Raw genomic sequence first — 24,751 nt, 5'->3', positions numbered from 1 at the left:
TCCTTTAACGCTTAAATCTGAGTGGTAACGAAAATATCATAAATAGCCCGTATTGCTGCATCAAAATCATGATTGCGGACTCCGATTATAATATTAAGCTCACTGGACCCCTGATCGATCATTTTGACATTGACATTGGCATGGGCCAGGGCAGAAAAGATGCGCCCCGAGGTTCCTCTTGTTGCTTTCATGCCTCTTCCCACAACAGCGATCAAAGCAAGATCTGATTCCAGTTCTACCAGATCCGGTTCCACCGCCCTGTGAATGCCGGCAATGACTTTCTGTTCTTTTTCCTCAAACTCATCCTGATGTACGAAAACTGTCAGGGTATCAATCCCTGAAGGCATATGTTCAATGGAAATATCATTCTCTGCAAAGACGCCGAGCACTTTGTGGCAGAATCCCACCTGCCCGTTCATCATGGCTTTTTCTATTGTGATGGAAGCAAAATCTCTTTTTCCGGCAATGCCAGTGATAGTAAAGCGCGGAGTACGGCAGGTTGCCTCCACGATCAGAGTCCCCTTATCTTCCGGGGCATTGGTATTCCTGATATTAATAGGGATTCCTTCGCCGCGTACCGGAAAAATAGCGTCCTCGTGGAGCACAGTAGCTCCCATGTAGGAAAGCTCGCGAAGCTCACGGTAGGTAATCACATCAATGGCTTTAGGGTTTTTAACAATACCCGGATCCGCCACAAGAAATCCGGAAACATCTGTCCAGTTTTCATAAAGATCCGCATGTACCGCTTTTGCTACAATAGATCCTGTCACATCGGATCCGCCTCTGGAGAAGGTTTTGATCTTTCCATTGGGAAGGGCTCCGTAAAATCCCGGAATAACTGCTCTTTCACAGGAAGATAGCCTCTCTGAAAGAACACGGTTTGTCTTTCTTGCGTCAAAATTGCCGGATTCCTTAAAGAAAATCACTTCTGCCGCATCAATAAATTCATATCCCAGATATTCTGCCATCACAAGACCATTTAAATACTCTCCACGCGATGCGGCATAATCACGTCCGATCTTCCGGCTGAAGTTTTCACGGATCACACGAAATTCCGGTTCCAGATCCAGGTGAAGTCCCAGACCGCTGATAATCTCATCATACCTCTCCTTGATGGCCTGCAGCAAAGCCTCAAATTCCTCTTCCTGTTCTTCTTCCTCCCGAAGTGCCAGAAGATAACAGCTGTACAGCATATCTGTCACCTTGGTGTCTCCTGCAAAACGTTTCCCCGGCGCCGAGGGGACAACATATCGCCTTGTATCATCCTGCCGGATGATATATCCTACTTTTTTAAACTGTTCGGCACTTGCCAGAGAGCTGCCGCCAAATTTTACAACTTTCTTCATCTGTTAAGTCTCCTTTGTCTTGTCCTTGCTTCTCAAATATTCCAGTATATGATATGGGGTTTCCGAAGTAAACACCGCCCCATTCAGCCCTATATCCAACGCCGCCTTCACATTTTCCTCGCGGTCATCCAGGAAAAGAGCGTTGTACGGAGAAATAGAATATGTCTCCAACAGGAGCCTGTATATATGTCTGTCCGGTTTAATGCATCCCGCCTTGTAAGAAAAAATCCCTCCGTCAAAAATATCCAGAAAGCCCATCAGATGTTTCGTAGCATGATAGAGGTGTTCTGAATAATTGGAAAGATAGAAAAGCCGGTATCCCTGCCTTTTCAATCCTTCCGTCAGTTCCGTTGTATAGGGAAGAGGACGGATCGTATGGGAAAGTCCGTCAAAAACCTGCCGGATTTCCTTCTCATATCCCGGAGCATTTTCCAGAAAAAGCTCTTCCCACTGCCGGGAAGTAATCCCGCCCTGATCTCCCCTTTCCCAGTCTTCATTCAGGAACACTGCCTCTGCAATGATCCGAAAGACCTCCGGCGAGAAATCAAATTCCTGAAGATAGCTCCTCCAGTCATAGGCAAGAAGTACATTTCCGATATCAAAAATTATGGTATCTGTCCTTTTCAGAACAGATACAATATCTTCTCCTCTATTTGTGATCTTGACACTTTCCATTTTTTATCTCCGCTGTCCTTGATTTTTAAACTGTAACATCGGCAAATTCAGCCGAAGTTACTTTTTTCAGATCCAGCGGAGAAAGCCGAAGCTGCATTCCCAGCTTACCGCCGCTGATATAGATCCATTCCATTTCCTGTGCCTCCCTTTGTATGACAGTTGGAAACGGTTTCTTCATACCTATTGAGGTACATCCTCCCCGCACATAACCAGTTACTTTGGTAAGCTCTTTTAAAGGAAGCATTTCCAGAGACTTTTCATGTACCGCGCGGGCTGCTTTTTTCAGATCAATTTCTCTGGCAATTGGAATGACAAAAACATAATGACCACCTGTCTTTCCAATCGTAACCAGTGTTTTAAACACCTGTTCATGGGGAAGCCCCAGCTGGTCAGCTACATGGATTCCGTCTGTAAATTCGCTGCATTCATAAGTCTGATATGTATAAGAGACTTTTTCCCTGTCAAGAATGCGCATCGCATTTGTCTTTAACTCTTTTTTACCCATAACTCCTCCAGTTTCCTATCATACCACTAATTCCGTGCTTTGCGCAAGTATCAGCTTATACAATGTCTGTCCCAAGAGATTCCAGCGTACAGAAACGGCTTTCCTGACTGCCCGGATTCTCTGCATACAATTCCAGTCTGTGAAAATGGAGCTTTTCTTTCTTGTCATGCCCGCTCTTTTCATAGAAAGCATCCATGACAAGATCCGGCTTCAGATTTGCTTCACTTCCGGCAGCCAGTTTCAGGTACATGCCCTGCTCTCTGAGCTCCATCTGATAGATCAAAGGCCGGATATCTGTCTCTTTCTCACTGCGCTTTGTTTTCTTCATGATCAGAATTTCCGGACTGTCAAGGAAAGTTTTCAGCTCATTTTTCCAGAAATCCGGGAATCCTTGTCCTTTACTGTCGCTTTCTTTGACCGTCACAAGATAATCTGCCGCCGCAACAATGGTCATGCCGCTGCTTTTCTTATCCTCCGCGATCTGACGAAAGCTTAAAACTTCAATTCCTTCTGCCATTACCTGATTTAACGCCTGTAATGCCTCTGAAGAAGAAATCTCTCCTGCCAGCTCAATATCCATGTATTCTGCGTCGCTGGTAAGCCCAATCCCCAACGGCTGTGCAAAAGACATGATCATATGGGGACTGTATCCGCCTGTAAAAGCAATGGGAATTTGTGCCCTTCTCATCGCTTTCTGAAAAAAACGCATTACATCCAGATGTCCGATAAAACGCATAATGCCGTATTTACGGAATTTAATTCTTACCTTCAACACAGACACCTCCTTTCCATTTTGCCACACCGCATCCGGAACATTGCTGGCGGCAGTTTGGAGTAACTTCTCCTTTCATAGCATGTTCCCACTCTCGTTTTAAAAACTCTTTTGTCACGCCGATATCAATAAAATCCCAGGGGAAAAGCTCGTCCAGGGAGCGTTCCCTCTCATTATAAAAAGCAATATCCAGCCCGTTGTCCTCAAAAGCTTTCAGCCATTTTTCATAATCAAAATGTTCTGTCCAGGCATCGTAAATGCACCCCATCTGATAGGCAGTCATAATGACATCCGCAACCCTTCTGTCTCCTCTGGCAAGAACGCCTTCCAGAACAGTCACTTCCGCATCGTGCCAATTGTATTTCAGACTTTTACGGTTCAGCTGATTCTGGAACGCATGTTTTACAATTGCCGCCCTGGCAATATATTCTTCATTCTTATACATCTTAGCCCACTGAAACGGAGTAAAAGGTTTGGGAATGAAGAAAGAAGAACTGGCCGTAATCTGACATTTTCCATTTCTTTGTTCCTTGGGAATCTCATAGTAACGCCTTGCCACCTTGTCTGCAAGAACAGCAATAGCTTCCATATCTTCCTGTGTTTCGGTTGGAAGCCCCAGCATAAAGTAAAGCTTTACTTTATTCCATCCTCCTTCAAATGCCGCTCCTGCTCCTCCCAGAATATCTTCCTCTGTCAGCCCTTTGTTAATGACATTGCGCATACGCTGAGAGCCTGCCTCCGGTGCGAAGGTAAGACTGCTTTTACGAATATCCTGTACTTTGCTCATTACATCCAAAGAGAACGCGTCTATTCTAAGCGATGGAAGAGAAATATTGATTCCCGCATCCTTAAATTCTTCAATCAGAAAAGTAACAATTTCTTTTAATTGGCTGTAATCGCTGGAACTTAACGAACTTAATGAAATCTCCTCATGTCCCGTATTTTTCAGCATTTTCCATGCATATTCTTTTAAATCTTCTACGTTTCTCTCCCGGGTAGGACGGTAAAGCATTCCGGCCTGACAGAAACGGCACCCCCGGATACAGCCCCTCTGGATCTCCAGCACAACCCGGTCCTGGGTCACTTTGATAAAAGGAACTACCGGAGCTTCCGGATATGTTGTTTCCTCCATATCCATCACAACCTGTTTCTTTATGGTTACCGGTGCACAGGAACGGTCAGGAGTAAAGGAAGCAAGAGTTCCGTCCTCATGATAGGAAACGGTATAGAAAGCAGGCACATAAATCCCCTCTACACTTGCCGCCATCTCAAGAAAATCCATACGGTTTCCGCCTCTTTTCTTATTCTCTTTATAAAGATCCAGAAGCTGCCGGTATACCGTCTCGCCCTCACCGATATAGAAAAGGTCGAAGAATGGCGCAAGAGGCTCCGGATTGTAGGCACAGGGGCCTCCTCCTATGACAATTGGGTCCTCCTCTGTCCGTTCCAAAGAACGCAGCGGAATATGACTAAGATCCAGTACCTGAAGAATGTTTGTGTAACACATTTCGTACTGGATCGTAATGCCCAGGAAATCAAAATCCCGGATAGGATCCTGGGATTCCAGCGCAAAAAGAGGAATGTCTTCCCGGCGCATGATCTCATCTAAGTCCACCCAGGGGGAATATACCCGTTCACACCACACATCTTCCATCCGATTAAACATATCATAAAGAATCTGGATGCCCAGGTGAGACATTCCAATTTCGTAAACGTCGGGGAAGCACATGGCAAAGCGGACTTCCACTTTATCTTTATCCTTCATCACAGAATTAACCTCACCGCCAATGTAACGGGCCGGCTTCTCGATTTTCAATAATATTTCATCATCTAATGCTAATTTTCTCATATATACTCCTGTTTCATATTGTTTTATGAAAGTACTCTATACTTTGTAAACACTTAGTAGTGTAACGTATTATGAAAAGATTTTCAAATTTTATTTAATTTCTATAAATAGTTTTATGATTATACACACAAAAACCTCCCGTCTATTGAAAGACGGGAGGAAACGCCTCTTTTTGCTTTTATACTATATTACCATCTACTCATCCAGATCAGCCTATCCCCTGCATATGCAAAAAAATCTTTGTAAGATTCACAGAACTTGTTTTTTAGAAAATCCTTCTCTCTATAACGGAAGCATCCATTCCTGCATAATAAGTAATATGGACAATCGCTACATTCGGGAGGTATTTCTCTCGATTTTTGAAAAAATTCAATCTGCTGACCTCTTTTTTCGCTCTCTTGATAGCTGATTTGGTTAATATTTCCCAGACAATATTGATCTAACACATAAAAGTCGCATGGGTAAATTCCACCATCAGCTTCAATTACATATTGAATACCACAGCTGCCATTTGTACCGCAGCTTTCTGCCCTTCCACATTTTGCCAGCAATAAATAATCTTCAAATTGCCGGATATAAATTCTCTTTCCTGCAAGAATATCTGCATACCATTCATCGAATAATTCACATAGAAAGCGTCCATAGCCTTTAGCTGTCAGACTGCATTCAGATCTTTCTCCATCTAAAGGATCGATACATGGAATAAATTGCATATTATAAAACTGGTTTTTTGTAAAAAAACGATATATTCTTTTTGCTGAAAATGCCATCTTTTCCGTTACAACTGTTAAAATGTTAAATTTCACATTATACTCTTTCAACCAGCCAATAAACTGCATTACAGGTTCAAATGTTTCCAATTCTTCTTTGGTTCGTCTATATGCATTATGTGTATAAGATGTCCCGTCTAACGAAACTCCTACAAGAAATTGATTTTCAGCAAAAAATTTTACCCATTCTTTATCCAGTCCGTATCCATTTGTCTGAATAGTATTCACAAATCGTATATCCTGTTCTGCAAGCTCTTTTTCATATTCCACTGCTTTTTGGAAAAAGTCGAGACCAGCCAATGTAGGCTCCCCTCCCTGAAATGCGAGTACACACTCTTTGCATTCATGATAAGAGGCCTTTTTTATAATATTTCTTAAGGTCTTCTCTGACATTTTACCACAATATTCCACTTTCCTTTTTTTAATTTCATCTCTGTAGAAGCAGTAGGTACACTGCAGGTTACAGGCACCAGAGGCAGGTTTTATCAATAAATATAATACTTCCCGTCTATTCGTTGTTCATTCCTCCCCTACATAAAACACATCTATCTTCTGGAACTAATATTCATAAAGGGGGTTCATGGAAAAATCCATATTACACATTAACGCTTTATCAAAATTCTTTTTAATCATTTCTTCCCGCAGACTGTGATAAGTTGGATCATCCCACAAATTGTCAAATTCAGACGGATCTGTTTCCAGATCATAAAGCTCTCCCTCATCCATATTACAGTAAGTTACAATTTTATACCGCCCATCAAAATACATGGTTGCAAATCTATCCTCATGACATCCTTTCAGGCAGTAATAGAACTCACTATAGACAGAGTCTTTATGGTGATGCAAGGATGTTGCTCCCGTCAAAATAGAATATAAACTTTTTCCCTGCATATAAAACGGGATTTCTTCTCCAATTGTTTCCAGAATCGTCGGCGCAATATCTACCAGTTCCACCAATGCATCGCAAATAACATTTTGCTGAAATCTCGATGGACATGAAATGATCAACGGAACATGCACCAATGCCTCATAAAAATAAGCTCCTTTCCAGTATAATCCGTGATCTCCATTCATTTCTCCGTGATCACTCATAAAAATGATCATAGTATTTTCTCTCTGTCCTGTGCGGTCTAAATATTCCATCAATCTACCCAGCTGATCATCAATAAGCTCGATCTCTGCATAATAATCCCGTATTTTTTCTCTCTTGTCATCATCACTCATCCCGACAATAGAATCAGTTGCTCCGTTCTGACCGCCGATTTTATAATCCAGCTGCTGATGAGAAGGTTTATTCTTCAATTCTCCGTCTTTCCACAGTGGAAGAGGCATATCTTCTATTTTCAACCTGTCCTTATACTCCTGCGGTGGATCTAGCGGAGGATGCGGATCAAATGGGTTGATACTAATCAGCCATGGAGTTTCTTTATTTTGATCTATAAATTCAATTGCCTTTTCTACACACCAAGTTGTCTGATGATATTCAGCAGGAACGCCTACTTCCTTTCCGGAAAAATTTTCATTTTCAATGGGAGGCCACCGTGACATACTGGTATATCTTCCACCGTATACTTCTTCCCAGCAGATACCTTTTTGCTTTAACCAGTTCTGGTAATCATTTTCACCATTTGGCCAATCGTTATGCGGATGGTGACTCCATTGAAAATACGTATATCCGTCATCGGTGCGTTTTTCCATGCGTCCCTGCGGAGAAGTCAGATGCAATTTTCCTGTCAATCCACAGGTATATCCGGTTTCCTGCAATAGTTTTGTAACAAGTACTTCATCTTTTGAATATTTATCATTTCCATTATAAAAGGCCCTTGTTGTTCTTGGGTACCGCCCTGTTAAGAAGGAAGAACGGCTTGGTGTACATATTGGACATTGTGTATAAGCTTTTGTAAAAGCGACTCCTTCCCTGACCAGCCTGTCTAAATTTGGTGTGTGTATGTACGGATTCCCAAGAGAATGGATTGTATCATATCTTTGCTGATCTGTGCAAAACCATACAATATTCAATTTCTCTTTCATTTTTACCACCACTTGATTAATTCTGTTACCTGGTTTCTTAGTTTCACAAATTCTGGAGCTGAAATATCACGGGGTCTTGGTATTGAATTAGGGAGAGTCTTTTTTACCTTGGTAGGTTTATTCGTCAAGATCATAATATTTTCCCCTAAATAGACCGCTTCTTCGATATTATGTGTAATAAATAATACTGTTGTCCCGGTTTGTTCCCACAATTTTACCAATTCATCTTCTAATCGGAAACGTAGTTCTACATCTAATTGCGCATATGGTTCATCCATTAATAATAACTCCGGTTTTGTGGCAAATGCTCTTGCAATTACTACTCTTTGCTGCATGCTTGAGGATAATTGTCGTGGATAATATTTCCGATAATCTATTAAACCGACTATCTCCAATACCTCTTCTACCCTTTTTTTCTTCTCTGCTTCCGGAACATGCTTAATATCAAGACCAAAAGATACATTTTTTTCTACAGTCAGCCATGGCATTGTAGATGTTTCCTGAAAAATGTATGCAATATTATGCTTTGATAAGTTTACTGTTTCCCCATCTAAAAGAATTTGTCCGGATGTAATATCATATAATTTCGTGAGGCTGTTCAAAAATGTCGTTTTTCCACAGCCTGTAGGTCCTACAACACATAAGAGATCGCCTCTTTTGATTTCGAAAGAGATATTATCCAGCACCAGCAGATCTCCAAACTTTTTTGTGAGATTCTTTACTTCTACAATTGTATCTTCCTTCATAAAATCCCACCTTCCCTACAATGTAATATCTACAATTGAAGATATTTCTTTGCGCAATGCCAAAAATTCCGGCGATGTATTATCTCTTGGACGAGGTAATGTAATCTTATATTCTGCCTTTATACTCGTCGGGCAATTCCTTAATACAACAATCCGATCCGCCAGATAAATTGCTTCCTCGATATTATTAGTAACAAATACTACTGTCTTTTTTTCTTTCTGACATATTTTTTCTAACTCTTCCTGCATTAAATATCTTGTCTGTGCATCCAGCGCTCCAAAAGGTTCGTCCATAAACATTACGACCGGATTATTGCAGTAAGCTCTCGCAATGCCGACTCTTTGTTTCATCCCGCCTGACAGTTGGATCGGATAAGATCTTTCGAATCCACTTAAGCCTACTAAATCAATATAATATTGTGCCCGTTTCTGTCTTTCTTCTTTTTTTATTCGTCGCATTTTGGGTCCATATTCCACATTTCCCATTGTTGTAAGCCACGGGAATAAAGAAATCGACTGATAGACAACTCCTCTTTCAGGATCCGGCCCTTCCACCTTTTTTCCATTTACTTCTATTTCACCGGATGTAGGTGTTTCCAGGCCTGCCAGCATATTTAATATTGTTGTTTTTCCACACTGCCCCGGTCCGAACAAAACAAGAAATTCGTTTTCATTTACAGATAAATCAATTTTTTCTACTACATGGTTTTCTGTCTTTGTTGCTCTGTCTAAATAAATTTTGCTGAGGCTGTTACATTCTATCATTTTTTTTACTTCTCGCTTCTGTTCCATGCACATAAATATTCCTCCGCCTTTCTCATAACAAATGCCAAAATAAAACCTATGATTCCAATTGCAAGGATTCCCACCAGCATTTGTGTCGTATCATTATTTGATTGAGCACTTATAATGATCCATCCCAGTCCTTCCGCTGAACGAACCATTTCTGCTGCTACGACAGTAGTCCAACATACGGAAACAGCAACTTGAAGTCCTGCAAAAATCGTTGGAACAGACGATGGAAGAATAATGGTAAAAAATACCTGTATGTTATTTGCTCCTAACATTTTTGAAGCGCCTATCAAAGTAGGATCTACTGTCTTTGCACCTTGATAGGCATTCATGGTTATTGTACAAAATGCAGCTAAAAAAATTAAAAAATATTTCGGAAGCTCTGCTAGGCCAAACCACAGAATTGCCAGTGGAATCCATGCAATGGGGGGAATGGGTCGTATCATGTTATAAAGCGGCATGAAAATGGCTTCTATATATTTATTCCACCCCATAAGTACTCCTAATATAATTCCTGCGGCGGCGGCCAGAACGTATGCGATGGCCACCCTAGATAAACTCCATCCAATATGTCCTAAGATTGTGCAGGGTCCTATCGGTTCAGAAAAGGACTGAAAGAATGCCTGAAAAACGATAATCGGACCTGGGATCAGTTCGCCAAAGATTGTTTTGCTCGTTCCGAAATGCCACAAAGCCAAAAAACTTAAAAATGCAAAAACTCCTATCAGAATAGCCTTTCCTCTTTTTTTCATCTACCATCTGCCCCCTTTTAATATAGCTTTTTCAAGCAGTGATAATAGATAAGTTAAAAATGCACCTATTCCTCCAATTGCAATCATTCCTGCTATAATAACATCTGGCCTGAAAATCCCTCTGCATTGTTGGATCATAAATCCTAACCCCTTTGTTGATGCTAAAAGTTCTGCAGCAACCAATGCGCTCCAGGATGCTCCTAAAGCCACTTTCAATCCGGTAATAATCATTGGAAGCGCTGATGGAATTGCCACTCTTATAAGAAGTTGTGTATTAGAAGCACCAAACGTTTGTCCCACCCACAAATGAACCTGTTTCGTTTGCTTTATCCCTGTATATGTATTTACAACACAAGATATGAACGAAGATATAAAAATGACAACCGCTCTGGAAAAAGTTCCAATTCCGAACAAAATGATAAAAATAGGAATCCAGGCAATTCCTGGAATCGGACGTAATAGGTCAAACAATGGGCGAACAAACATATCTATATTTTCATACCATCCCATCAATATTGCCAGTGGAATTCCGACCAGCGCTCCCAGCACATATCCTATCAATGCGATTTCCATACTCGCTGCCATATGTTCTATCATCGTCGCCCCATCCGGGCTGGGATCATATAATTTCTGAATAAATGTTTCCAGAACAGAGATCGGACTTGGAAGCATTGAAGCGGGAGCAAGATGCAGAATGTCTGTGCATATTTCCCATATTGCCAGAAAAACAGCAATAGAGATAACCGATACGATCTTATATTTTCCCATCTTTTCTTTACTTTTCTTCATATAAAACCACCTACTGAACTATAACTGTTATATTGACAGAGCCAAATAAGGCCCTGTCATGCTTTTTAGTTATCACATTGTATTGTTATTCCCAGCGCTTCTTCTAATAAAGAAGGATCATAAGATTTCTGTACGTTCGGGAACATGTCTTCTGAAATCTTTCCATCTTCCACATAAAATTCTGCCATAGCCGTAACACCCTCACCCATGATATAGTCTTCCTGCTCCATGATTTCCGATGTAATATACCACCGCCGTTCAATTTCTTTATCCATCTGTTCTTCTGTAAATTCACGGCCATTTTCAGCATACCACCGGAGACAGAACTCATGTCTTACAGAATCATCAGAAAGCTCTTCTAATGCTTTATATGTTGCACGTAAAAATTTCACTACGTCATCACGGCGTTCTTCTATCAGCGTATTAGAGACAAAAATTCCATCATTAGGTTCAATTCCACAGGCCTCTTCAAAAGTAGCAGCCCTTGAGAATCCAGCCTCTTCTGCCTCAATAGCATACCAGATATCACAGGAAATAGCGTCGCCTTCTCCTGATTTAAATGCCTGGAGAGCAGGTCCAAATTCCATGGATACAATCTCATAATCAGAGGAAGATAGTCCAAGTTGTTCACAATAATTCATTACCAGATACTGCGCCGATGTTCCAAGTGGAGCAAGAAATTTCATTCCTTTTACTGTTTCTGCATCGCCAAGTATTTCTACTCCCTGCTCTGTAGTGGTCGTTACCTGTGCTGCCGGATTATCAGGTCTGAAATAAATCCCCTGTCCTCCTGTGGTATTAATTTCTCCTACCCATGTTGCATTACCTGTAGCCAGAGAAAACACAGAAGCAAGTCCACTTGCAGCGATATCAATCTGGCCGGCTGCAAAGGCTTCATTTTCAGGTGCTCCTGTGTCAAAATATGTGAGTTCAACATCTAGTCCTTCGTCTTCATAATACCCTTTTTCATATGCATAGCCCACCGGGGCTCCCAGACATACCGGCTGCAAGGCCACTCTTAACGGTTCAGAAGAAGAACCGCCTGATCCTTCCGCTGCTTCCTTTTCACTGGACGAACATCCTGCTAAAATTCCTAAAACCATAACTGCCGTTAAAATGATACTGATTATTTTCTTTCTCATCTGTAAACCTCCTCTTACCTACTGATAAAGATTCTTTTGACTTTTTCATTTGCCTGGTGCATTCTTGATCCGGCATTTTCTCCCATTAAAATATCCGCAAATGCTTCTGAAATTTCCTTAGAAACCTGTGGCCATTCAGGTGTAACCGGAAAATAATCATTTTGAGCGTATTTTAAACTATCCTTATAGACTTCCAACCATGCGCCCGACCCATAATTATGCTTTTCTTTATATGCTGTGCTTTCAAATACACTTCTTCGAGTTGTGCCAATAAATGTACTTTCCATTTGATGCTCTATGCTTGTTACCCATTCAATAAACTTATATGCCATTTTTGGGTGTTCGGATTTCGCATTTATAGAAAGCATATGCACATTTTTGGGTGCTACTTTTCCTGCCTTTCCTGCCGGAATAGAGGCAAATCCTATATTCTCTTCTGTCACTGCCGAATCAGACGTTAGATAATCTGTAACTAATCCTGCTCCATCAATCCAAATTCCGACATTTCCATTTTTTACAGCCAGGATATTATCTGTATAGTTATTCGTCTGTGTACCGGGGACACCATATTCATTTAGCAGATCTGCATAAAAACTGACAGCTTCTACAAATTCTTTTGAATCAAGTACTGGAGTCAGATCCTCTGGATAATTAAGATAATATTGAGCGCCAAAACTGTATACCAACATTCCCAAATGCCAGTCTGCACCTCCACCATAGGAATAATTGTTACCGCGCATCGCAAGAGGATAAACGCCTATGTCTTTTAACTTCTGACACGCTTCTTTCAATTCTTCCCATGTCTGCGGAACTGCTTCAATCCCTGCTTTTTCAAACAGATCCGTTCTATAGTACATCATACATGTGGTTAAATATATTGGAAGACCATACGTATTTTCCTCATATTCGCACATATCCAGAGACCCTTCTAAAAAATCTTCTTTCATAAGTTCCTTTTTTGATTTCTCCATATAAGAGTCCAGAGGCATGAGCCATCCATTCTTTGCGTATTGTGCAAATGTTTCTCGAAAGATATAGATTACATCTGACTCTCCTGATTCTGTCGAAAGATCGATGAGCGTTTTTTCGTCTAAATTTTCACGCCCCAGCATGGAAATTTCTACATCGACATTATGCTGCTTTTCAAACGATTCTACATTTTCTACAATTGCTTCGCTTCTCGCGCTTGCTTCCAACAATACCCGCAGTACTATCGGATCTTTTTCATTTGATCTTTCTCCATCATTTTGATTGATGCTGCAGGACGCAATTAACACCAAAAGCAAGCAAATAGCTCCTGTTATCCCGACTATATGTTTCCATCTGGAATTATTCACTATAACCTCCTTATTTTCTATAAATCCTTTGCGCGCATATAATGATTTATATTCTAATTATAAAATTCCATTTTTAAAAATCACATCCGTTTTATTGTGTTTTTACTTTAATTTTCTGTCTTGTTAAGAAGATTTATTGTATTTATTACAATTATCGGTTATTTTATTCTAATATTCCGCTTTTTGATGTGAAATTAAGGGATTTTTGTTTAGGATTAAGAAATCTTAAATTTTAGATAAAGCAAAAGAAAAAGCAGAGAGAGATTCTCCCTGCTATCTTCTTCTGGACTACAGCTCAAAGTCGTGTTCTGCTATACTCTGCCTATATTCTTTTGGCGAACTTCCGGTCACTTTTTTAAATACCTGTGTAAAATAGCCTACGTTTTGAAATCCTATATCCTCGGCAATCTGATAGATTTTCATATTGGGGTTTTTTAATTTTTGCTTTGCGATATTTATGCGCAATTCCGTAAGGTAACTATTAAAATTTTCTCCTGTCCGCCGCTTAAAAATCTTTCCCAGATAATTTTCCGACAAATATACTTTTTCCGCCATGGAGGCAAGAGTAATTTTTTCTTCATAATGATGTGTGATATAATCGATTACTTCATTTACCACATCCTGCATAATATCCATATTCGCTATTTCCTGTACCGCACTTTCGTAAAATCCATAAATAGCCTCCAGAATATCTCTGAACAACGGCGCCCTCATAATGATTTCCATTACAGAGGATGCCTTTTCTATAAGTTTTTCCTGTTTATAATCTGAAAAATAATGCAGCAACAAAAGGAAAAGTTTTTGATACCATTCTCTTACTGCTTCAGGGGAAGTTTTATGATTTTTCATCAACTCTTCTCCCTGCTCTCTGAGACAGTGATATACCTGCGCATAATCACGACGATAAAGAATGGAGGATAGGTATTCCATAGATAGTTTCCTTTTGCTGTCAATTTTATCCCACTTATTTTGTAATGCGGAATTAGTTATAATCTTGCCACCCTCGGAATAGAATCGATATAAAAAATATTCTTGATATTCCTGATAAATTTTACAGCTCTCTTTCAAACTGGAAAAAGGTATTGTAATCACACAGGATATGCTTCTGCCTTTACTACCCACATCATTAATAATTAAACTTGCAAGAGTGTACAACTGTTCCAGACTGGATTTTGTCCCATCATATATCACGTTCAAAAGGACAACTATGTTTCCATCTTCATGAACAAAAATTTCATTACAAGAAAATCGAGTCATAATGCGTTTATGGATGATTTTTACTATACTGACCTGCTCATCATATGGCATTTTCTCCATTTGGTCTGCTGAAAAGATAATCATAAAAAGATTGTCATTTGTCAATGCAGAGCCAAGTTTAGCTAATATTTCATCTGTATTTTCCTTCTCTTTAAAAATCTGATGCCAGTAATTTTGACGTATTAAGATCTGTTCTTCTAATTCCGCCTCAAAAAAGTTATTATTTCCCTTTTCTTCAATTTGACTACGTATATCCTCAAGGCAGTTCATTAATTGTTCATCAGTAATTTCGCCTTTAAGCAGATAATCCGTAATCCCCAGTTTTAATCCCTGTTTTGCATAAGCAAAATCATCATAATTACTGACAATGATGAAATAAATATTTTGGGATATTTTCTGAATTTCACGGATTAATTCCAATCCATCCATAGGTTTCATTTTGATATCTGTTATTACAATATCTACCTGTTCTTGTACACACATCTCAATTGCTTTCTTACTACTTCCCCCTGTATCTAAAACAATATAATCATCTGAATGTTTTTCTATTATCATTGCAATCCATTCTCGGATAATCCTCTCATCATCCACAATAATAACTTTCAACTTTTCCCGCATTTTCTCACCCTCTCTTAAGAAAATAAAACCGGTATTTCTACTCTGATTTTTGCACCAGATTTCTCGTTGTGTTCAATGCAAAGACCATATTCTTCACCAAAACAATGTATGATTCTGTCCTGTACATTTTGCATCCCTATAGAATCTGATTTCCACTGAATCCGCCCATTTTCATTGACCATCCGATTTTCCGTCTCTTTATCAATTCCCTTTCCATTATCAATCACATTCAAGATCAAACGATCTTTCTCTCTTTTTCCCACTACTTTAATCATTAGAAATTTCTCAGGAACATCTAAATTGTGCACGATTGAATTTTCTACTAAGGGCTGTAAAAGCAATTTAGGGATCATACAATTAAGAATTGCTTCATCGACATTAAATTCCAGGTGGAAATTTTGATACCTGTATTTTAAAATACCACTGTAGCATTCCAAAATACTAAGTTCCTCTCCAATAGATACCATCTCTTTATTGTCAAAGGTATTTTTCAAAAGTTTGATCAGGAAAATTATCATCTGATCTGCCTCTTCTTTTTTATCTGTCCGTATCAATATCCGCACGGATGTAAGAGTATTGTAGAGAAAATGCGGCTTTATCTGTGCCTGAAGCATTTTGATCTCCGCTTCTCTTCTTTCTCTTTGTTCCCGATACAAATTATCAAAAGATGTCTCCAGAGCTTTTACCATGTCAAGCAGGCTCTGATTTAACCGACTGATTTCATTCTTTTTCTCAGTCTCTAAAAAATCAATCTCAAAATCTCCCTGCTCTACCTTTGCCATTGCATGACGTAGTTGATCAATCGGACGATAAAGTTTATTTAACAGCAAATATGATATAGCAGCAGCTATAATTACCATAAAAACTGCAAGTCCGATAATAACTATCCGCAACGCTTCCAGTGTAGACATCAAAAAATCCAGATTTAATATCTCCACAACCGTCCAATCTGTATTCTTTATATCTGTCAAGACAACCTGCTTCGCGCCCTGTTCCAAAAACAGAGCGCTTTCTCTTTCTGCCTGTTCTATTACTTCGGGGTTTAACATTAATTCTTCTGAAAGTGTAGTAATCTGACTTCCTGTTTCATCTATGATATAAAGTGTTACATAGTCGTCTTGTGTAAGTGTTGAATAAACATCATCTACTACTTCTTTTTGAAAGACGATCAAAAAAATCCCCACTGGATTATTTCCACTTGTATTATTCAACCTTCTTCCAAAAATAATCTTATCTTCCATGCCGGGAAGACCGGTAGATTGACCGTTCACCAGCATGCATCTTCCATTCTCCTTTATAATATCCTGGTACCATTGACTTTCCTGTATCAAATTTAAATCTAAATCTGTCTCATAGCTTCCAGTATATGAATATCGATAACTATATCCATTAAATCCTAAAATATAGGCATCATACTGATTGATTTTGTATAATGCCCGATTGTTTGAAAAAACATCCTTTACTTCCAGTGAATCTCCTGTCAAATTTCCCTCGATTTTCTGGTTTAGCTGATCTTGGACAGCCGTATTTATATAAACTCGGTCTGCCAAGCCCTCCAAATCTTCCAGTAAAAAAGAAAGCTTTTCATTCGCTTCTGCTGTTGCTTTCTTTTCACTTTTTACAATCTGATTACTGAAGACATTTTTCATCATAATGTATGGAAGTATGGATAAAATTGTAACTACAAAGCATGCAAGCATAAAATAGCAAATCAATAACTTAAATAATGTCGGCTTTGTCTCCTTCATTTTTTATCTCCCGCATATTAACTGCTGCGCCCGTTCATAATCTTCCTTGGAAACAAACAATTCATAGGTAGTTTGCCGCTCTCCGTTTGTTCCATAACTGCCCTGCCCGGTTATGAACAAAAGAGCAGCAAAATCTCTCAGACCATTTCCGGATTGTACCTTCTCCCGATAAGGAATCCCCTGCTCATCCAGCTGGTATTTCAACTGCAGAATCTGATCCAGAGAATCTGTCTTGATCAGGCAAGTGTCATATTTCATACGACCTCCTCCTTTGTCCCATTCTCTCTCTTTATAAGGGTATATACGATCCATAAAGAGAGAAAAACAAAATAATATATTTATTATACTCTCAATGTATCAAAAAACAAAGAAAAACACAAGAATTATCTGACACTTTCCGCCAGATCCATCCACACATCCTGCACCTGTGTCTCTTCTTCCACCGCCGAAACGATCTGATCTGTACTGACCTGCGCAATATCGATATCTTGATTGTCCATCAAAACAAATGCCATAAAAAGTAAAATGCAAAGAACAGTCCTGACGCCGAATGTTTCTGTGTTTTCTGCCCCGTCCTCCTCATATATTTTATGATATGCAGCCCAGTATCTGGGATGAATGGCGGGTACTTCTCTGTCTCCATAAAGACTCCTGGTCCTGTCAAGAAGCTCTTTTCTCCGCCTTGCGCTCTCTCCTCTTTCCAATCTGTCTGCCTCCGTTTCCCTATTTGGTTCCGTTCCTCTTTTGTTCATATTTATGCGGGCAGAGGCATGTTTAGAATCATCCGAACAAGCAATAAGGAGACAGGATAATCTTCATCTCCTGTCCCCTTATAAAAGAATTACCGATCCGCTAATTCCCTTACAATATCTTCCCAGTTAATACCTCTTTCCACCATCAGCACCATAGCATGATAGAGAAAATCGGCCAGTTCATATTTGATCTCTTCCGGATTTGGGTTCTTGGCGGCAATAATGATCTCAGTTGCTTCTTCTCCCACTTTTTTAAGGATCTTGTCAATTCCCTTTTCAAACAGATAATTGGTGTAAGATCCTTCCTTCGGATGTTCCCGTCGGTCCACAATGGTCTGATATACACTTTCAAATACCTGAAGAGGATTCGTTTCATCATAATCTGAACCGACAAGCGGTTGAAAGAAGCAAGTAGGATTACCGGTATGGCAGGCTGCCCCTACCTGATCCACTTTGGCAAGCAATGTGTCTTTGTCACAGTCAATCGTAAGCGAACGGACGTACTGGAAATGCCCGCTTGTCTCTCCTTTCACCCACAGACATTGCCTGCTTCTGCTAAAATAGGTCATTCGCCCTGTCTTGATAGTCTGATCAAAGGATTCCTCATTCATATAGGCCATCATCAGCACTTCCTGAGTCTTATAATGCTGCACAATGACCGGAATCAAACCTTTCTCATCTGTTTTAAATTCTGAGAAATCCATAATACTCTCAAAGGTAGTCATCTGGATATCTTCCTGCTCACATCGATTTTTAAATTCTGCAAAATCCATATCTGTCTGACTGACATACTTCCCTGACAATCCCCGTACGCCGGAACATTTCAATATTTTGAAAAGTTCAGGTTCCTCCATGGTATCTGTCACCACTACGCAGGGAATGTCCGTAACATTAACAACAGAATCCAGATCCAGACGATGCATGAAGATAATCTCGCTGGCATACTCATTGATAATGTGCTGGTGTTTAAACAGCGCATCGAAATCATTCAGAGAGACTGCAAGCTTTTCTTTGCCGAACCGCTTTGCCACATCTTCAATCAGCTTCTGATTGTCAGATTTGGAAAAATTCAGCATGGCTCTTTTTGCTCCGGCGTAGAGGATTTTCTTTACATCCTCCTGCCGTTTGATATTTCCGCCCGCCACCATGGGAATACGGATGATGCGGTTGATTTTTTTCATCAGGTCAATGGCCTCGTCGTGCTCTTCATCTGATTCAGACAGATCAAATACAAGCAGCTCATCTGCTCCGTGTTCGCTGTAATACCGGGCAAGTGAGAGGACGTCCTCACTTAAAACCGTGCGGTCGTCGAACCATTTTACTGCCTTCCCGGAATCTATAAAAATACATGGTATGACTCTTTTATAACTCATTTATCTTATCCCTCCTTCGTTATGCAAGGGTTCCTTTCGTTGTCCAGGCGCCTTCAATGCGCTCTTCTTTTCTAACCGCCTGCAAAAGCGCTCTTCCGAAACCTTTAAACAGCGCTTCAGCAATATGATGATTGTTGCCGCCGTCCAGCATCTTTAAGTGCAGGTTCATCTTTGCACTGTAAGAGACGGCATAGAAAAATTCACGGATCATTTCCGTATCAAGATCCCCGATCCTTCCCGGCGTAAATGCCGCGTCAAAATTCAGATAAGGACGTCCCGACAGATCCACTGCGCAGAGGATCAGTGTTTCATCCATAGGCAGCATAAAATTCCCATAACGGCAAATACCTGCCTTATCGCCAAGTGCCTGAATGATGGCAGTCCCAAGGACAATCCCTGTATCCTCCACCGTATGATGGCAGTCCACCTCAAGATCTCCTTTTGCACGCACAGTAAGATCAAAAAGCCCGTGACGCGCAAATCCATCCAGCATGTGGTCGAAAAATCCGATACCGGTCTGAATATCTGTTTTTCCGGTGCCGTCCAGATTCAAGATGATCTCAATATCTGTTTCTTTTGTAGTTCGTTTTACTGACGCTGTCCTCTCCATATTTACCCCTCCTGCTCTTCAAAGCGGACCTTGATGGAATTTGCGTGTGCAGTAAGGTGCTCCGCCTCGGCAAATGCCTCAATTTTTGTATGGATCTTTTCCAGCGCTTCCCTGGAATATCCGATAATACTGGACTTTTTAATAAAGTCATCTACAGACAATGGAGAGAAAAAGCGGGCGGTACCGTTGGTAGGAAGTACATGGTTCGGCCCTGCAAAATAATCTCCCAAAGGTTCACTTGCATATTCTCCTATGAAAATAGCTCCTGCATTGCGTATTTTCGTCATTACATTGTAGGGATCCTTTGTCTGGATCTCCAGATGCTCGGACGCAATTTCGTTTGCGATATCTATGGCATCCTCCATAGTTTCCGCCACAAGGATATACCCATAGTTGTCCAGGGATTTCCGGATGATCTCGCTTCTTGAAAGTGTTTCAAGAAAGCGGTCCACTTCTTCTGATACCTTTTCTGCCAGCGTTTCACTGGTAGTTACCAGTATGGCGGACGCCAGCTCATCATGCTCTGCCTGGGACAGAAGATCTGCCGCTACATACCGCGGATTTGCTGTCTCATCGGCAATAACCAGGATTTCACTTGGTCCTGCCACAGCATCAATGCTGACATGACCGTAAACTGCTTTCTTAGCCAATGCCACATAGATGTTTCCCGGTCCTACGATCTTATCTACTCTTTTAATACTTTCCGTTCCGTATGCCAAAGCTCCGATTGCCTGTGCTCCGCCTGCTTTATAGATCACATCCACTCCTGCTTCATGTGCTGCAACCAAAGTGGTAGGCGTTACTTTTCCGTCTCTCCCCGGGGGAGTAGTCATGACAATCTCATCCACTCCTGCCACTTTCGCTGGAATCACATTCATAAGCACAGAGGAAGGATAAGCGGCTTTCCCGCCCGGCACATAGACGCCGACTCTCTGAAGCGGCGTAACTTTTTGTCCCAGAATGGTTCCGTCGCTTTTGCTGTCAAACCAGCTGTACTGTTTCTGTTTCTCATGATAGACCCGGATATTTTCCATGGCCTCCCGGATAATGTCCACAAGGCCGCTGTCTATTTGTTCATAAGCCTCCCGGATTTCTTCTTCTGTGACCCTGATATTGTTCTTATCTATCTTAGCATGGTCAAACTCCTCTGTATAGGCAAACAGGGCATTGTCCCCCTCTTCTTTTATACGGCTTAGGATCTTTGCAACCCCTTCTTCATATTGTCCGTACTGATTGGGGCTTCGTTTTAAAAGATCCTCCAGCAGATTTTTCTTGGAACGGCTGTCCAGCTTCTGTATTCTCATCTTTCTTCATCCCTTTCTATATTACCGTACGCAGTCTGGATATCAGATCCTTGATCCGGTCACTTTCCATTCTCATACTGACAGGATTTACGATCATCCGCGCTGAGAGCGGACATACTTCCTCCAGAACAGTAAGTCCGTTTTCCCTCAGAGTGGATCCTGTTTCCACAATATCTACAATAACCTCTGCAAGACCTACAATAGGCGCCAGCTCAATAGAGCCGTTCAGCTTAATGATCTCCACAGTCTGGTGCTTGGTATTATAAAAGTAATCCTTCGCAATATTGGGATATTTGGTAGCGACCCGGATCCGTTCATGATGCAAAAGAAGGGGAGCGGCGCTTTTGGGCCCGCACACACACATCCTGCAGGTGCCGTATCCCAGATCCAGTACTTCATGAACCTTCCGCCCTTCCTCCAGAATCGTATCCTTCCCTACGATTCCAATATCAGCCGCGCCGTATTCCACATAAGTAGGCACATCTGGACCCTTTGAAAGGAAAAACCGGAGTTTCAAATCCTCGTTGACAAAAATCAGTTTCCTGGAATCTTTGTTTTTCATTTCCTCGCAGGTGACACCGATTTTTTCGAATATTTCCAGCGTCTGTTTTGCAAGACGCCCCTTTCCGAGAGCAAATGTCAAGTATCTCATGATGTATTTTACTCCTTCGTATTTATTGTTTTTGTTTCACCGGTAACCAGGTTGAACATTTGGATCTGATCATCTTCCTGAATATAAATCATGTTTCCGGCATAATATTCTTTTCCGTACTGCATATAATCTTCCAGCGTCTTGTCAGGCGCCTTTCGCAGCAGCTCTGTATTTTTACATTTTTCCCGGAAGTCGCTGGCAATACGAATTGCCTTTTTTTCCATTCCTTTATCATACAGGATCAAAGTATTTTTGCGGGAATAGGTGATACGGATATGCTGTCTTGTCAGAGCGCTCATCAACTCATCGATAACAAGGGCAAAACCGATGGACGGAGATTCCTTGCCGAATTTTTCCAACAGATGGTCATAACGGCCGCCTTTGACTACTGCATCCCCTGTTCCAAACGTATATCCTCGGAAAATAATTCCGGTATAGTATCCATAAGTTCCGCTCATGCTGAAATCAAACTGAATATATTGCTCCGCACCATAGTATTTCAACATGTCATAAATCTGTTCCAGGCGGCGCACCGCCTTGATCCCTTTGGAATTTGGCGCAAAGTTCCTTGCCTGTGCAAGTATTTCCACACCGCCGTACAAATCGCCCAGCGCCACCAAAGCCTCCTTGGAACTCCGTTTCACCTGAATGCCGTCAAGATATTCCTCCAGGCCGAAATAATTCCGGTTATTGATCAGTTCCCGGACTCTCTCTTCTTCTTCCTCGTTGAGGGCAGCGTCTTCAATCAGGCTCTGAAAGAAATCCACATTCCCCACACTCAGCTGAAAATCCCGCAGTCCGATAGTCGTCAGACAATCTGCCACCATGGCCAGCATTTCCGCATCCGCCTCAATGGAATCCACTCCGATGAGCTCCGCCCCCATCTGGGTATTTTCACGGAGCCGCCCCTGATAGCTGGAATGGTTTACAAAAGTATTCCCTGTATAGCACAGCCGGATCGGAATATCCTCATCTTTAAATAAAGTAGCTGCCGCTCTTGCAATAGAAGGCGTAATATCCGGCCTTAAAACAAGGGTGTTTCCTTCTTTATCAAAAAATTTATACAACTCTCTGGAAGGGATCGTACCGATCTCTTTACGAAAAACATCAAAATATTCAAAGGTAGGTGTCTGAATGTCATGATAGCCATACAGCTGGAGCACTTTATGAAGGCGGTTCTCCAAAGAAAGTTTCTTGCCGCATTCAATATTGCAAATATCCCGTACACCCTCCGGTGTATGTAATTGTTGTTCCATATAATGTGTATCCTCCCTTGGCACTTTATCATGCTAATACGTTAAAACCTTATTGAATTATACGCATTTTACGTTTACTTGTCAAGAGAATCGCGAATGTCAAGATCCAGATTCATATAATCCAAATAAGGGATATAGTAATTTTGTTTCAGGTTTATAAAGAAACGGGGATCCAGCTCTTCCATTCGGAAACTTTTGCGTCCCCCTTCCATGGAACGGTTCCAGAATTGTTTCAATTCCTCAAATCTCATATAGTAGGCAGTTCCCTCTCCCGTATAGTAGATCAGGAGGAAAGCAATCCCGCCCTGGCGCTCAAATTGTTCCATGAAAACGACCTGGTGTTCATGGATATTCTGAATAGGAAACGTGCTTCCGGCACATTCCTTTGCATCGAAACATACCGGTATCCCCTGTACCGCACCGATATAATCCACTGTACTTCGCTGTTCAAAATAGGCAAGGGTAATCTGTCGGTGCTCCTTATCCATGCGCACCGGAGTAATAGGAGTAGGTATTTTCTGGATCAAAGCCAGATTCTTCTCCAGATACTGCTCATTTGTGCGGTTGATCAATTCCTCCAGTGTAGAACCTCTAAGTCCTCTTGTATTCCATGTCCCCATGTGTGTTCGCTCTTTCTCTGTTATTTCTTTCTTTTAAGCCAGCCCTTCCTCTTTTAAGATTTTTTCAAAAACAGGCGGAATCGGCGCTTCAAATATCTGCTTGGACAAATGGTCCAGTCTTCCCTCCATCTGCGGAAATTCCAGACGGCAGGCATGGAGCAGCTGGGAATCCAGTCCATATTTTCTGCGGTACTCCTCATTTACTTTCCGGCTTCCATATTTATAATCTCCAATGAGGGGATGACCAATGGAAGCAAGGTGGGCCCGGATCTGATGAGGGCGCCCGGTAATAAGATGTACTTCCAGATAAGTGGCGCCATCTGTCATGGAAAGAGGCCGGTAAGATGTCTCGATCCATGCATCTCCCTCTTTGAGAGGCCTCTCACTGATCGTCACTTTATTTGTCCGTTCATCCTTTGAGAGATATCCTTTTATATGATCTCCTGTCCCTATTTTTCCGGATACAATGCATCGGTAATATTTTTTCAGATCCCGCTCTTTAAAAAGGCGGCTTAGAACCTGAAGTCCTGCAAGGCTCTTTCCGGCGGCGATCAGGCCGCTTGTATTGCGGTCAAGACGGTTGCAGACAGAAGGACGAAATGTTCGGAGATCCTCTTTGGAAAGTGCCCCTGTACTCAAAAGGTATCTAAGAATCCACTCCACCAGAGATTCCTCTTTTGTGTCTGCTCTCTGGGACAGGATACCCGCCGGCTTGTTGATCAGCAAAATATCCTTATCTTCATAGATGATCTGGCTTTTCTCTAATGTTCCTTTCTTTTGAGAAAGCTTTTTTTCCATGAGTTCTTCTGCTTCAGAAAATCCCCGGATCGTCTCCTCGGCCAGGAAAAGGCGTACCTGATCACCAATGGCCAGTTTCTCGTTTCCTGACGCTTTTTTCCCGTTAAGTACAATATTTTTTTTACGCAGCATTTTATAGAAAAAACTTTTGGGCGCCTTTTTCATATATTTAGCCAGAAATTTATCCAGTCTCTGCTCCGCCTCATTTTCGCCAATGACAATTTCTCTCATATATTCTTTATCCTCTGCATCTTTTT

The 24,751-nt window shown here is 41.2% G+C and carries 24 protein-coding genes; all 24 read right to left on the bottom strand.

Features of this window, described 5'->3' with window-relative positions:
• Positions 1 to 11 precede the first annotated feature (11 nt).
• Positions 12 to 1,346 (bottom strand): aspartate kinase, encoded by a 1,335-nt coding sequence (locus EUBC25_RS14050; RefSeq protein WP_230106105.1) that lies wholly within the window; start codon positions 1,344 to 1,346, stop codon positions 12 to 14.
• A 3-nt stretch (positions 1,347 to 1,349) separates the two neighbouring features.
• Entirely contained in the window at positions 1,350 to 2,021 is a 672-nt protein-coding gene (locus EUBC25_RS14045; RefSeq protein ID WP_230106104.1) for an HAD family hydrolase, read from the bottom strand.
• A gap of 25 nt (positions 2,022 to 2,046) precedes the next feature.
• Complete coding sequence (ybaK, locus tag EUBC25_RS14040; RefSeq protein WP_230106103.1) at positions 2,047 to 2,526, bottom strand: Cys-tRNA(Pro) deacylase; 480 nt, start codon at positions 2,524 to 2,526, stop codon at positions 2,047 to 2,049.
• 55 nt (positions 2,527 to 2,581) lie between these two features.
• Positions 2,582 to 3,298 carry a TIGR03936 family radical SAM-associated protein gene (locus EUBC25_RS14035; protein WP_230106102.1) on the bottom strand — a complete coding sequence of 239 codons (717 nt, stop codon included), beginning with the start codon at positions 3,296 to 3,298 and terminating at the stop codon, positions 2,582 to 2,584.
• Positions 3,282 to 5,147, bottom strand: a complete 1,866-nt coding sequence (locus EUBC25_RS14030) for a TIGR03960 family B12-binding radical SAM protein (RefSeq protein WP_230106101.1) — start codon at positions 5,145 to 5,147, stop codon at positions 3,282 to 3,284. The genes EUBC25_RS14035 and EUBC25_RS14030 overlap by 17 nt, the downstream gene beginning before the upstream one ends.
• Positions 5,148 to 5,335: 188 nt before the next feature.
• Positions 5,336 to 6,406, bottom strand: coding sequence for an anaerobic sulfatase maturase (locus tag EUBC25_RS14025; RefSeq protein ID WP_230106100.1), 1,071 nt, complete (start codon positions 6,404 to 6,406; stop codon positions 5,336 to 5,338).
• Between the two features lie 69 nt (positions 6,407 to 6,475).
• Positions 6,476 to 7,948, bottom strand: coding sequence for a sulfatase family protein (locus EUBC25_RS14020; protein WP_230106099.1), 1,473 nt, complete (start codon positions 7,946 to 7,948; stop codon positions 6,476 to 6,478).
• 2 nt (positions 7,949 to 7,950) lie between these two features.
• Entirely contained in the window at positions 7,951 to 8,694 is a 744-nt protein-coding gene (locus tag EUBC25_RS14015) for an ABC transporter ATP-binding protein (protein ID WP_230106098.1), read from the bottom strand.
• A gap of 15 nt (positions 8,695 to 8,709) precedes the next feature.
• Positions 8,710 to 9,486, bottom strand: coding sequence for an ABC transporter ATP-binding protein (locus EUBC25_RS14010; protein WP_230106097.1), 777 nt, complete (start codon positions 9,484 to 9,486; stop codon positions 8,710 to 8,712).
• Positions 9,465 to 10,238, bottom strand: coding sequence for an ABC transporter permease (locus EUBC25_RS14005; RefSeq protein WP_230106096.1), 774 nt, complete (start codon positions 10,236 to 10,238; stop codon positions 9,465 to 9,467). Before EUBC25_RS14005 ends, EUBC25_RS14010 begins: the two co-directional genes overlap by 22 nt.
• Positions 10,239 to 11,027, bottom strand: a complete 789-nt coding sequence (locus EUBC25_RS14000) for an ABC transporter permease (RefSeq protein ID WP_230106095.1) — start codon at positions 11,025 to 11,027, stop codon at positions 10,239 to 10,241.
• A gap of 65 nt (positions 11,028 to 11,092) precedes the next feature.
• Positions 11,093 to 12,169: an ABC transporter substrate-binding protein gene (locus EUBC25_RS13995; RefSeq protein WP_230106094.1), complete on the bottom strand. Its 1,077-nt coding sequence runs from the start codon at positions 12,167 to 12,169 to the stop codon at positions 11,093 to 11,095.
• A gap of 14 nt (positions 12,170 to 12,183) precedes the next feature.
• Positions 12,184 to 13,506 carry an ABC transporter substrate-binding protein gene (locus EUBC25_RS13990; protein ID WP_230106093.1) on the bottom strand — a complete coding sequence of 441 codons (1,323 nt, stop codon included), beginning with the start codon at positions 13,504 to 13,506 and terminating at the stop codon, positions 12,184 to 12,186.
• A gap of 288 nt (positions 13,507 to 13,794) precedes the next feature.
• Complete coding sequence (locus EUBC25_RS13985; protein WP_230106092.1) at positions 13,795 to 15,381, bottom strand: response regulator transcription factor; 1,587 nt, start codon at positions 15,379 to 15,381, stop codon at positions 13,795 to 13,797.
• A 14-nt stretch (positions 15,382 to 15,395) separates the two neighbouring features.
• Positions 15,396 to 17,129, bottom strand: a complete 1,734-nt coding sequence (locus tag EUBC25_RS13980; protein WP_230106091.1) for a cache domain-containing sensor histidine kinase — start codon at positions 17,127 to 17,129, stop codon at positions 15,396 to 15,398.
• Positions 17,130 to 17,132: 3 nt separating this feature from the next.
• A complete protein-coding gene (locus EUBC25_RS13975; RefSeq protein WP_230106090.1) occupies positions 17,133 to 17,387 on the bottom strand; it encodes a hypothetical protein in 255 nt (84 codons plus the stop codon).
• Positions 17,388 to 17,512: 125 nt separating this feature from the next.
• Positions 17,513 to 17,833: a hypothetical protein gene (locus tag EUBC25_RS13970; RefSeq protein WP_230106089.1), complete on the bottom strand. Its 321-nt coding sequence runs from the start codon at positions 17,831 to 17,833 to the stop codon at positions 17,513 to 17,515.
• Between the two features lie 137 nt (positions 17,834 to 17,970).
• A complete protein-coding gene (gene hisIE, locus EUBC25_RS13965; protein ID WP_230106088.1) occupies positions 17,971 to 19,254 on the bottom strand; it encodes a bifunctional phosphoribosyl-AMP cyclohydrolase/phosphoribosyl-ATP diphosphatase HisIE in 1,284 nt (427 codons plus the stop codon).
• A 19-nt stretch (positions 19,255 to 19,273) separates the two neighbouring features.
• Complete coding sequence (gene hisB / locus EUBC25_RS13960; protein WP_230106087.1) at positions 19,274 to 19,864, bottom strand: imidazoleglycerol-phosphate dehydratase HisB; 591 nt, start codon at positions 19,862 to 19,864, stop codon at positions 19,274 to 19,276.
• 2 nt (positions 19,865 to 19,866) lie between these two features.
• Positions 19,867 to 21,168 carry a histidinol dehydrogenase gene (gene hisD / locus EUBC25_RS13955; RefSeq protein ID WP_230106086.1) on the bottom strand — a complete coding sequence of 434 codons (1,302 nt, stop codon included), beginning with the start codon at positions 21,166 to 21,168 and terminating at the stop codon, positions 19,867 to 19,869.
• Between the two features lie 16 nt (positions 21,169 to 21,184).
• A complete protein-coding gene (hisG, locus tag EUBC25_RS13950; RefSeq protein WP_230106085.1) occupies positions 21,185 to 21,820 on the bottom strand; it encodes an ATP phosphoribosyltransferase in 636 nt (211 codons plus the stop codon).
• Positions 21,821 to 21,828: 8 nt separating this feature from the next.
• Positions 21,829 to 23,076 (bottom strand): ATP phosphoribosyltransferase regulatory subunit, encoded by a 1,248-nt coding sequence (gene hisZ / locus EUBC25_RS13945; protein WP_230106084.1) that lies wholly within the window; start codon positions 23,074 to 23,076, stop codon positions 21,829 to 21,831.
• Positions 23,077 to 23,150: 74 nt separating this feature from the next.
• Positions 23,151 to 23,696, bottom strand: coding sequence for a Holliday junction resolvase RecU (locus EUBC25_RS13940; protein WP_230106083.1), 546 nt, complete (start codon positions 23,694 to 23,696; stop codon positions 23,151 to 23,153).
• Positions 23,697 to 23,729: 33 nt separating this feature from the next.
• The gene (locus EUBC25_RS13935) at positions 23,730 to 24,725 is read right to left on the bottom strand and encodes an RluA family pseudouridine synthase (RefSeq protein ID WP_230106082.1); all 996 of its coding nucleotides are present in this window, start codon (positions 24,723 to 24,725) and stop codon (positions 23,730 to 23,732) included.
• Positions 24,726 to 24,751: the final 26 nt, after the last annotated feature.

Origin of the sequence: Claveliimonas bilis (genome assembly GCF_020892095.1) — a bacterium.
Classification (GTDB): Bacteria; Bacillota; Clostridia; order Lachnospirales; family Lachnospiraceae; genus Claveliimonas; species Claveliimonas bilis.
The sequence above is the reverse complement of the archived record's forward strand: the minus strand, read 5'-3'. Positions and strand labels throughout refer to the sequence as shown.

Excerpts from the sequence above, each read along its gene's own strand:
- EUBC25_RS14050 (WP_230106105.1), bottom strand. The coding sequence starts at position 1,346 with ATGAAGAAAGTTGTAAAATTTGGCGGCAGCTCTCTGGCAAGTGCCGAA.
- EUBC25_RS14045 (WP_230106104.1), bottom strand. The coding sequence starts at position 2,021 with ATGGAAAGTGTCAAGATCACAAATAGAGGAGAAGATATTGTATCTGTT.
- ybaK (WP_230106103.1), bottom strand. The coding sequence starts at position 2,526 with ATGGGTAAAAAAGAGTTAAAGACAAATGCGATGCGCATTCTTGACAGG.
- EUBC25_RS14030 (WP_230106101.1), bottom strand. The coding sequence starts at position 5,147 with ATGAGAAAATTAGCATTAGATGATGAAATATTATTGAAAATCGAGAAG.
- EUBC25_RS14020 (WP_230106099.1), bottom strand. The coding sequence starts at position 7,948 with ATGAAAGAGAAATTGAATATTGTATGGTTTTGCACAGATCAGCAAAGA.
- EUBC25_RS14015 (WP_230106098.1), bottom strand. The coding sequence starts at position 8,694 with ATGAAGGAAGATACAATTGTAGAAGTAAAGAATCTCACAAAAAAGTTT.
- EUBC25_RS14010 (WP_230106097.1), bottom strand. The coding sequence starts at position 9,486 with ATGGAACAGAAGCGAGAAGTAAAAAAAATGATAGAATGTAACAGCCTC.
- EUBC25_RS14005 (WP_230106096.1), bottom strand. The coding sequence starts at position 10,238 with ATGAAAAAAAGAGGAAAGGCTATTCTGATAGGAGTTTTTGCATTTTTA.
- EUBC25_RS14000 (WP_230106095.1), bottom strand. The coding sequence starts at position 11,027 with ATGAAGAAAAGTAAAGAAAAGATGGGAAAATATAAGATCGTATCGGTT.
- EUBC25_RS13995 (WP_230106094.1), bottom strand. The coding sequence starts at position 12,169 with ATGAGAAAGAAAATAATCAGTATCATTTTAACGGCAGTTATGGTTTTA.
- EUBC25_RS13985 (WP_230106092.1), bottom strand. The coding sequence starts at position 15,381 with ATGCGGGAAAAGTTGAAAGTTATTATTGTGGATGATGAGAGGATTATC.
- EUBC25_RS13980 (WP_230106091.1), bottom strand. The coding sequence starts at position 17,129 with ATGAAGGAGACAAAGCCGACATTATTTAAGTTATTGATTTGCTATTTT.
- EUBC25_RS13975 (WP_230106090.1), bottom strand. The coding sequence starts at position 17,387 with ATGAAATATGACACTTGCCTGATCAAGACAGATTCTCTGGATCAGATT.
- hisIE (WP_230106088.1), bottom strand. The coding sequence starts at position 19,254 with ATGAGTTATAAAAGAGTCATACCATGTATTTTTATAGATTCCGGGAAG.
- hisB (WP_230106087.1), bottom strand. The coding sequence starts at position 19,864 with ATGGAGAGGACAGCGTCAGTAAAACGAACTACAAAAGAAACAGATATT.
- hisD (WP_230106086.1), bottom strand. The coding sequence starts at position 21,168 with ATGAGAATACAGAAGCTGGACAGCCGTTCCAAGAAAAATCTGCTGGAG.
- hisG (WP_230106085.1), bottom strand. The coding sequence starts at position 21,820 with ATGAGATACTTGACATTTGCTCTCGGAAAGGGGCGTCTTGCAAAACAG.
- hisZ (WP_230106084.1), bottom strand. The coding sequence starts at position 23,076 with ATGGAACAACAATTACATACACCGGAGGGTGTACGGGATATTTGCAAT.
- EUBC25_RS13940 (WP_230106083.1), bottom strand. The coding sequence starts at position 23,696 with ATGGGGACATGGAATACAAGAGGACTTAGAGGTTCTACACTGGAGGAA.
- EUBC25_RS13935 (WP_230106082.1), bottom strand. The coding sequence starts at position 24,725 with ATGAGAGAAATTGTCATTGGCGAAAATGAGGCGGAGCAGAGACTGGAT.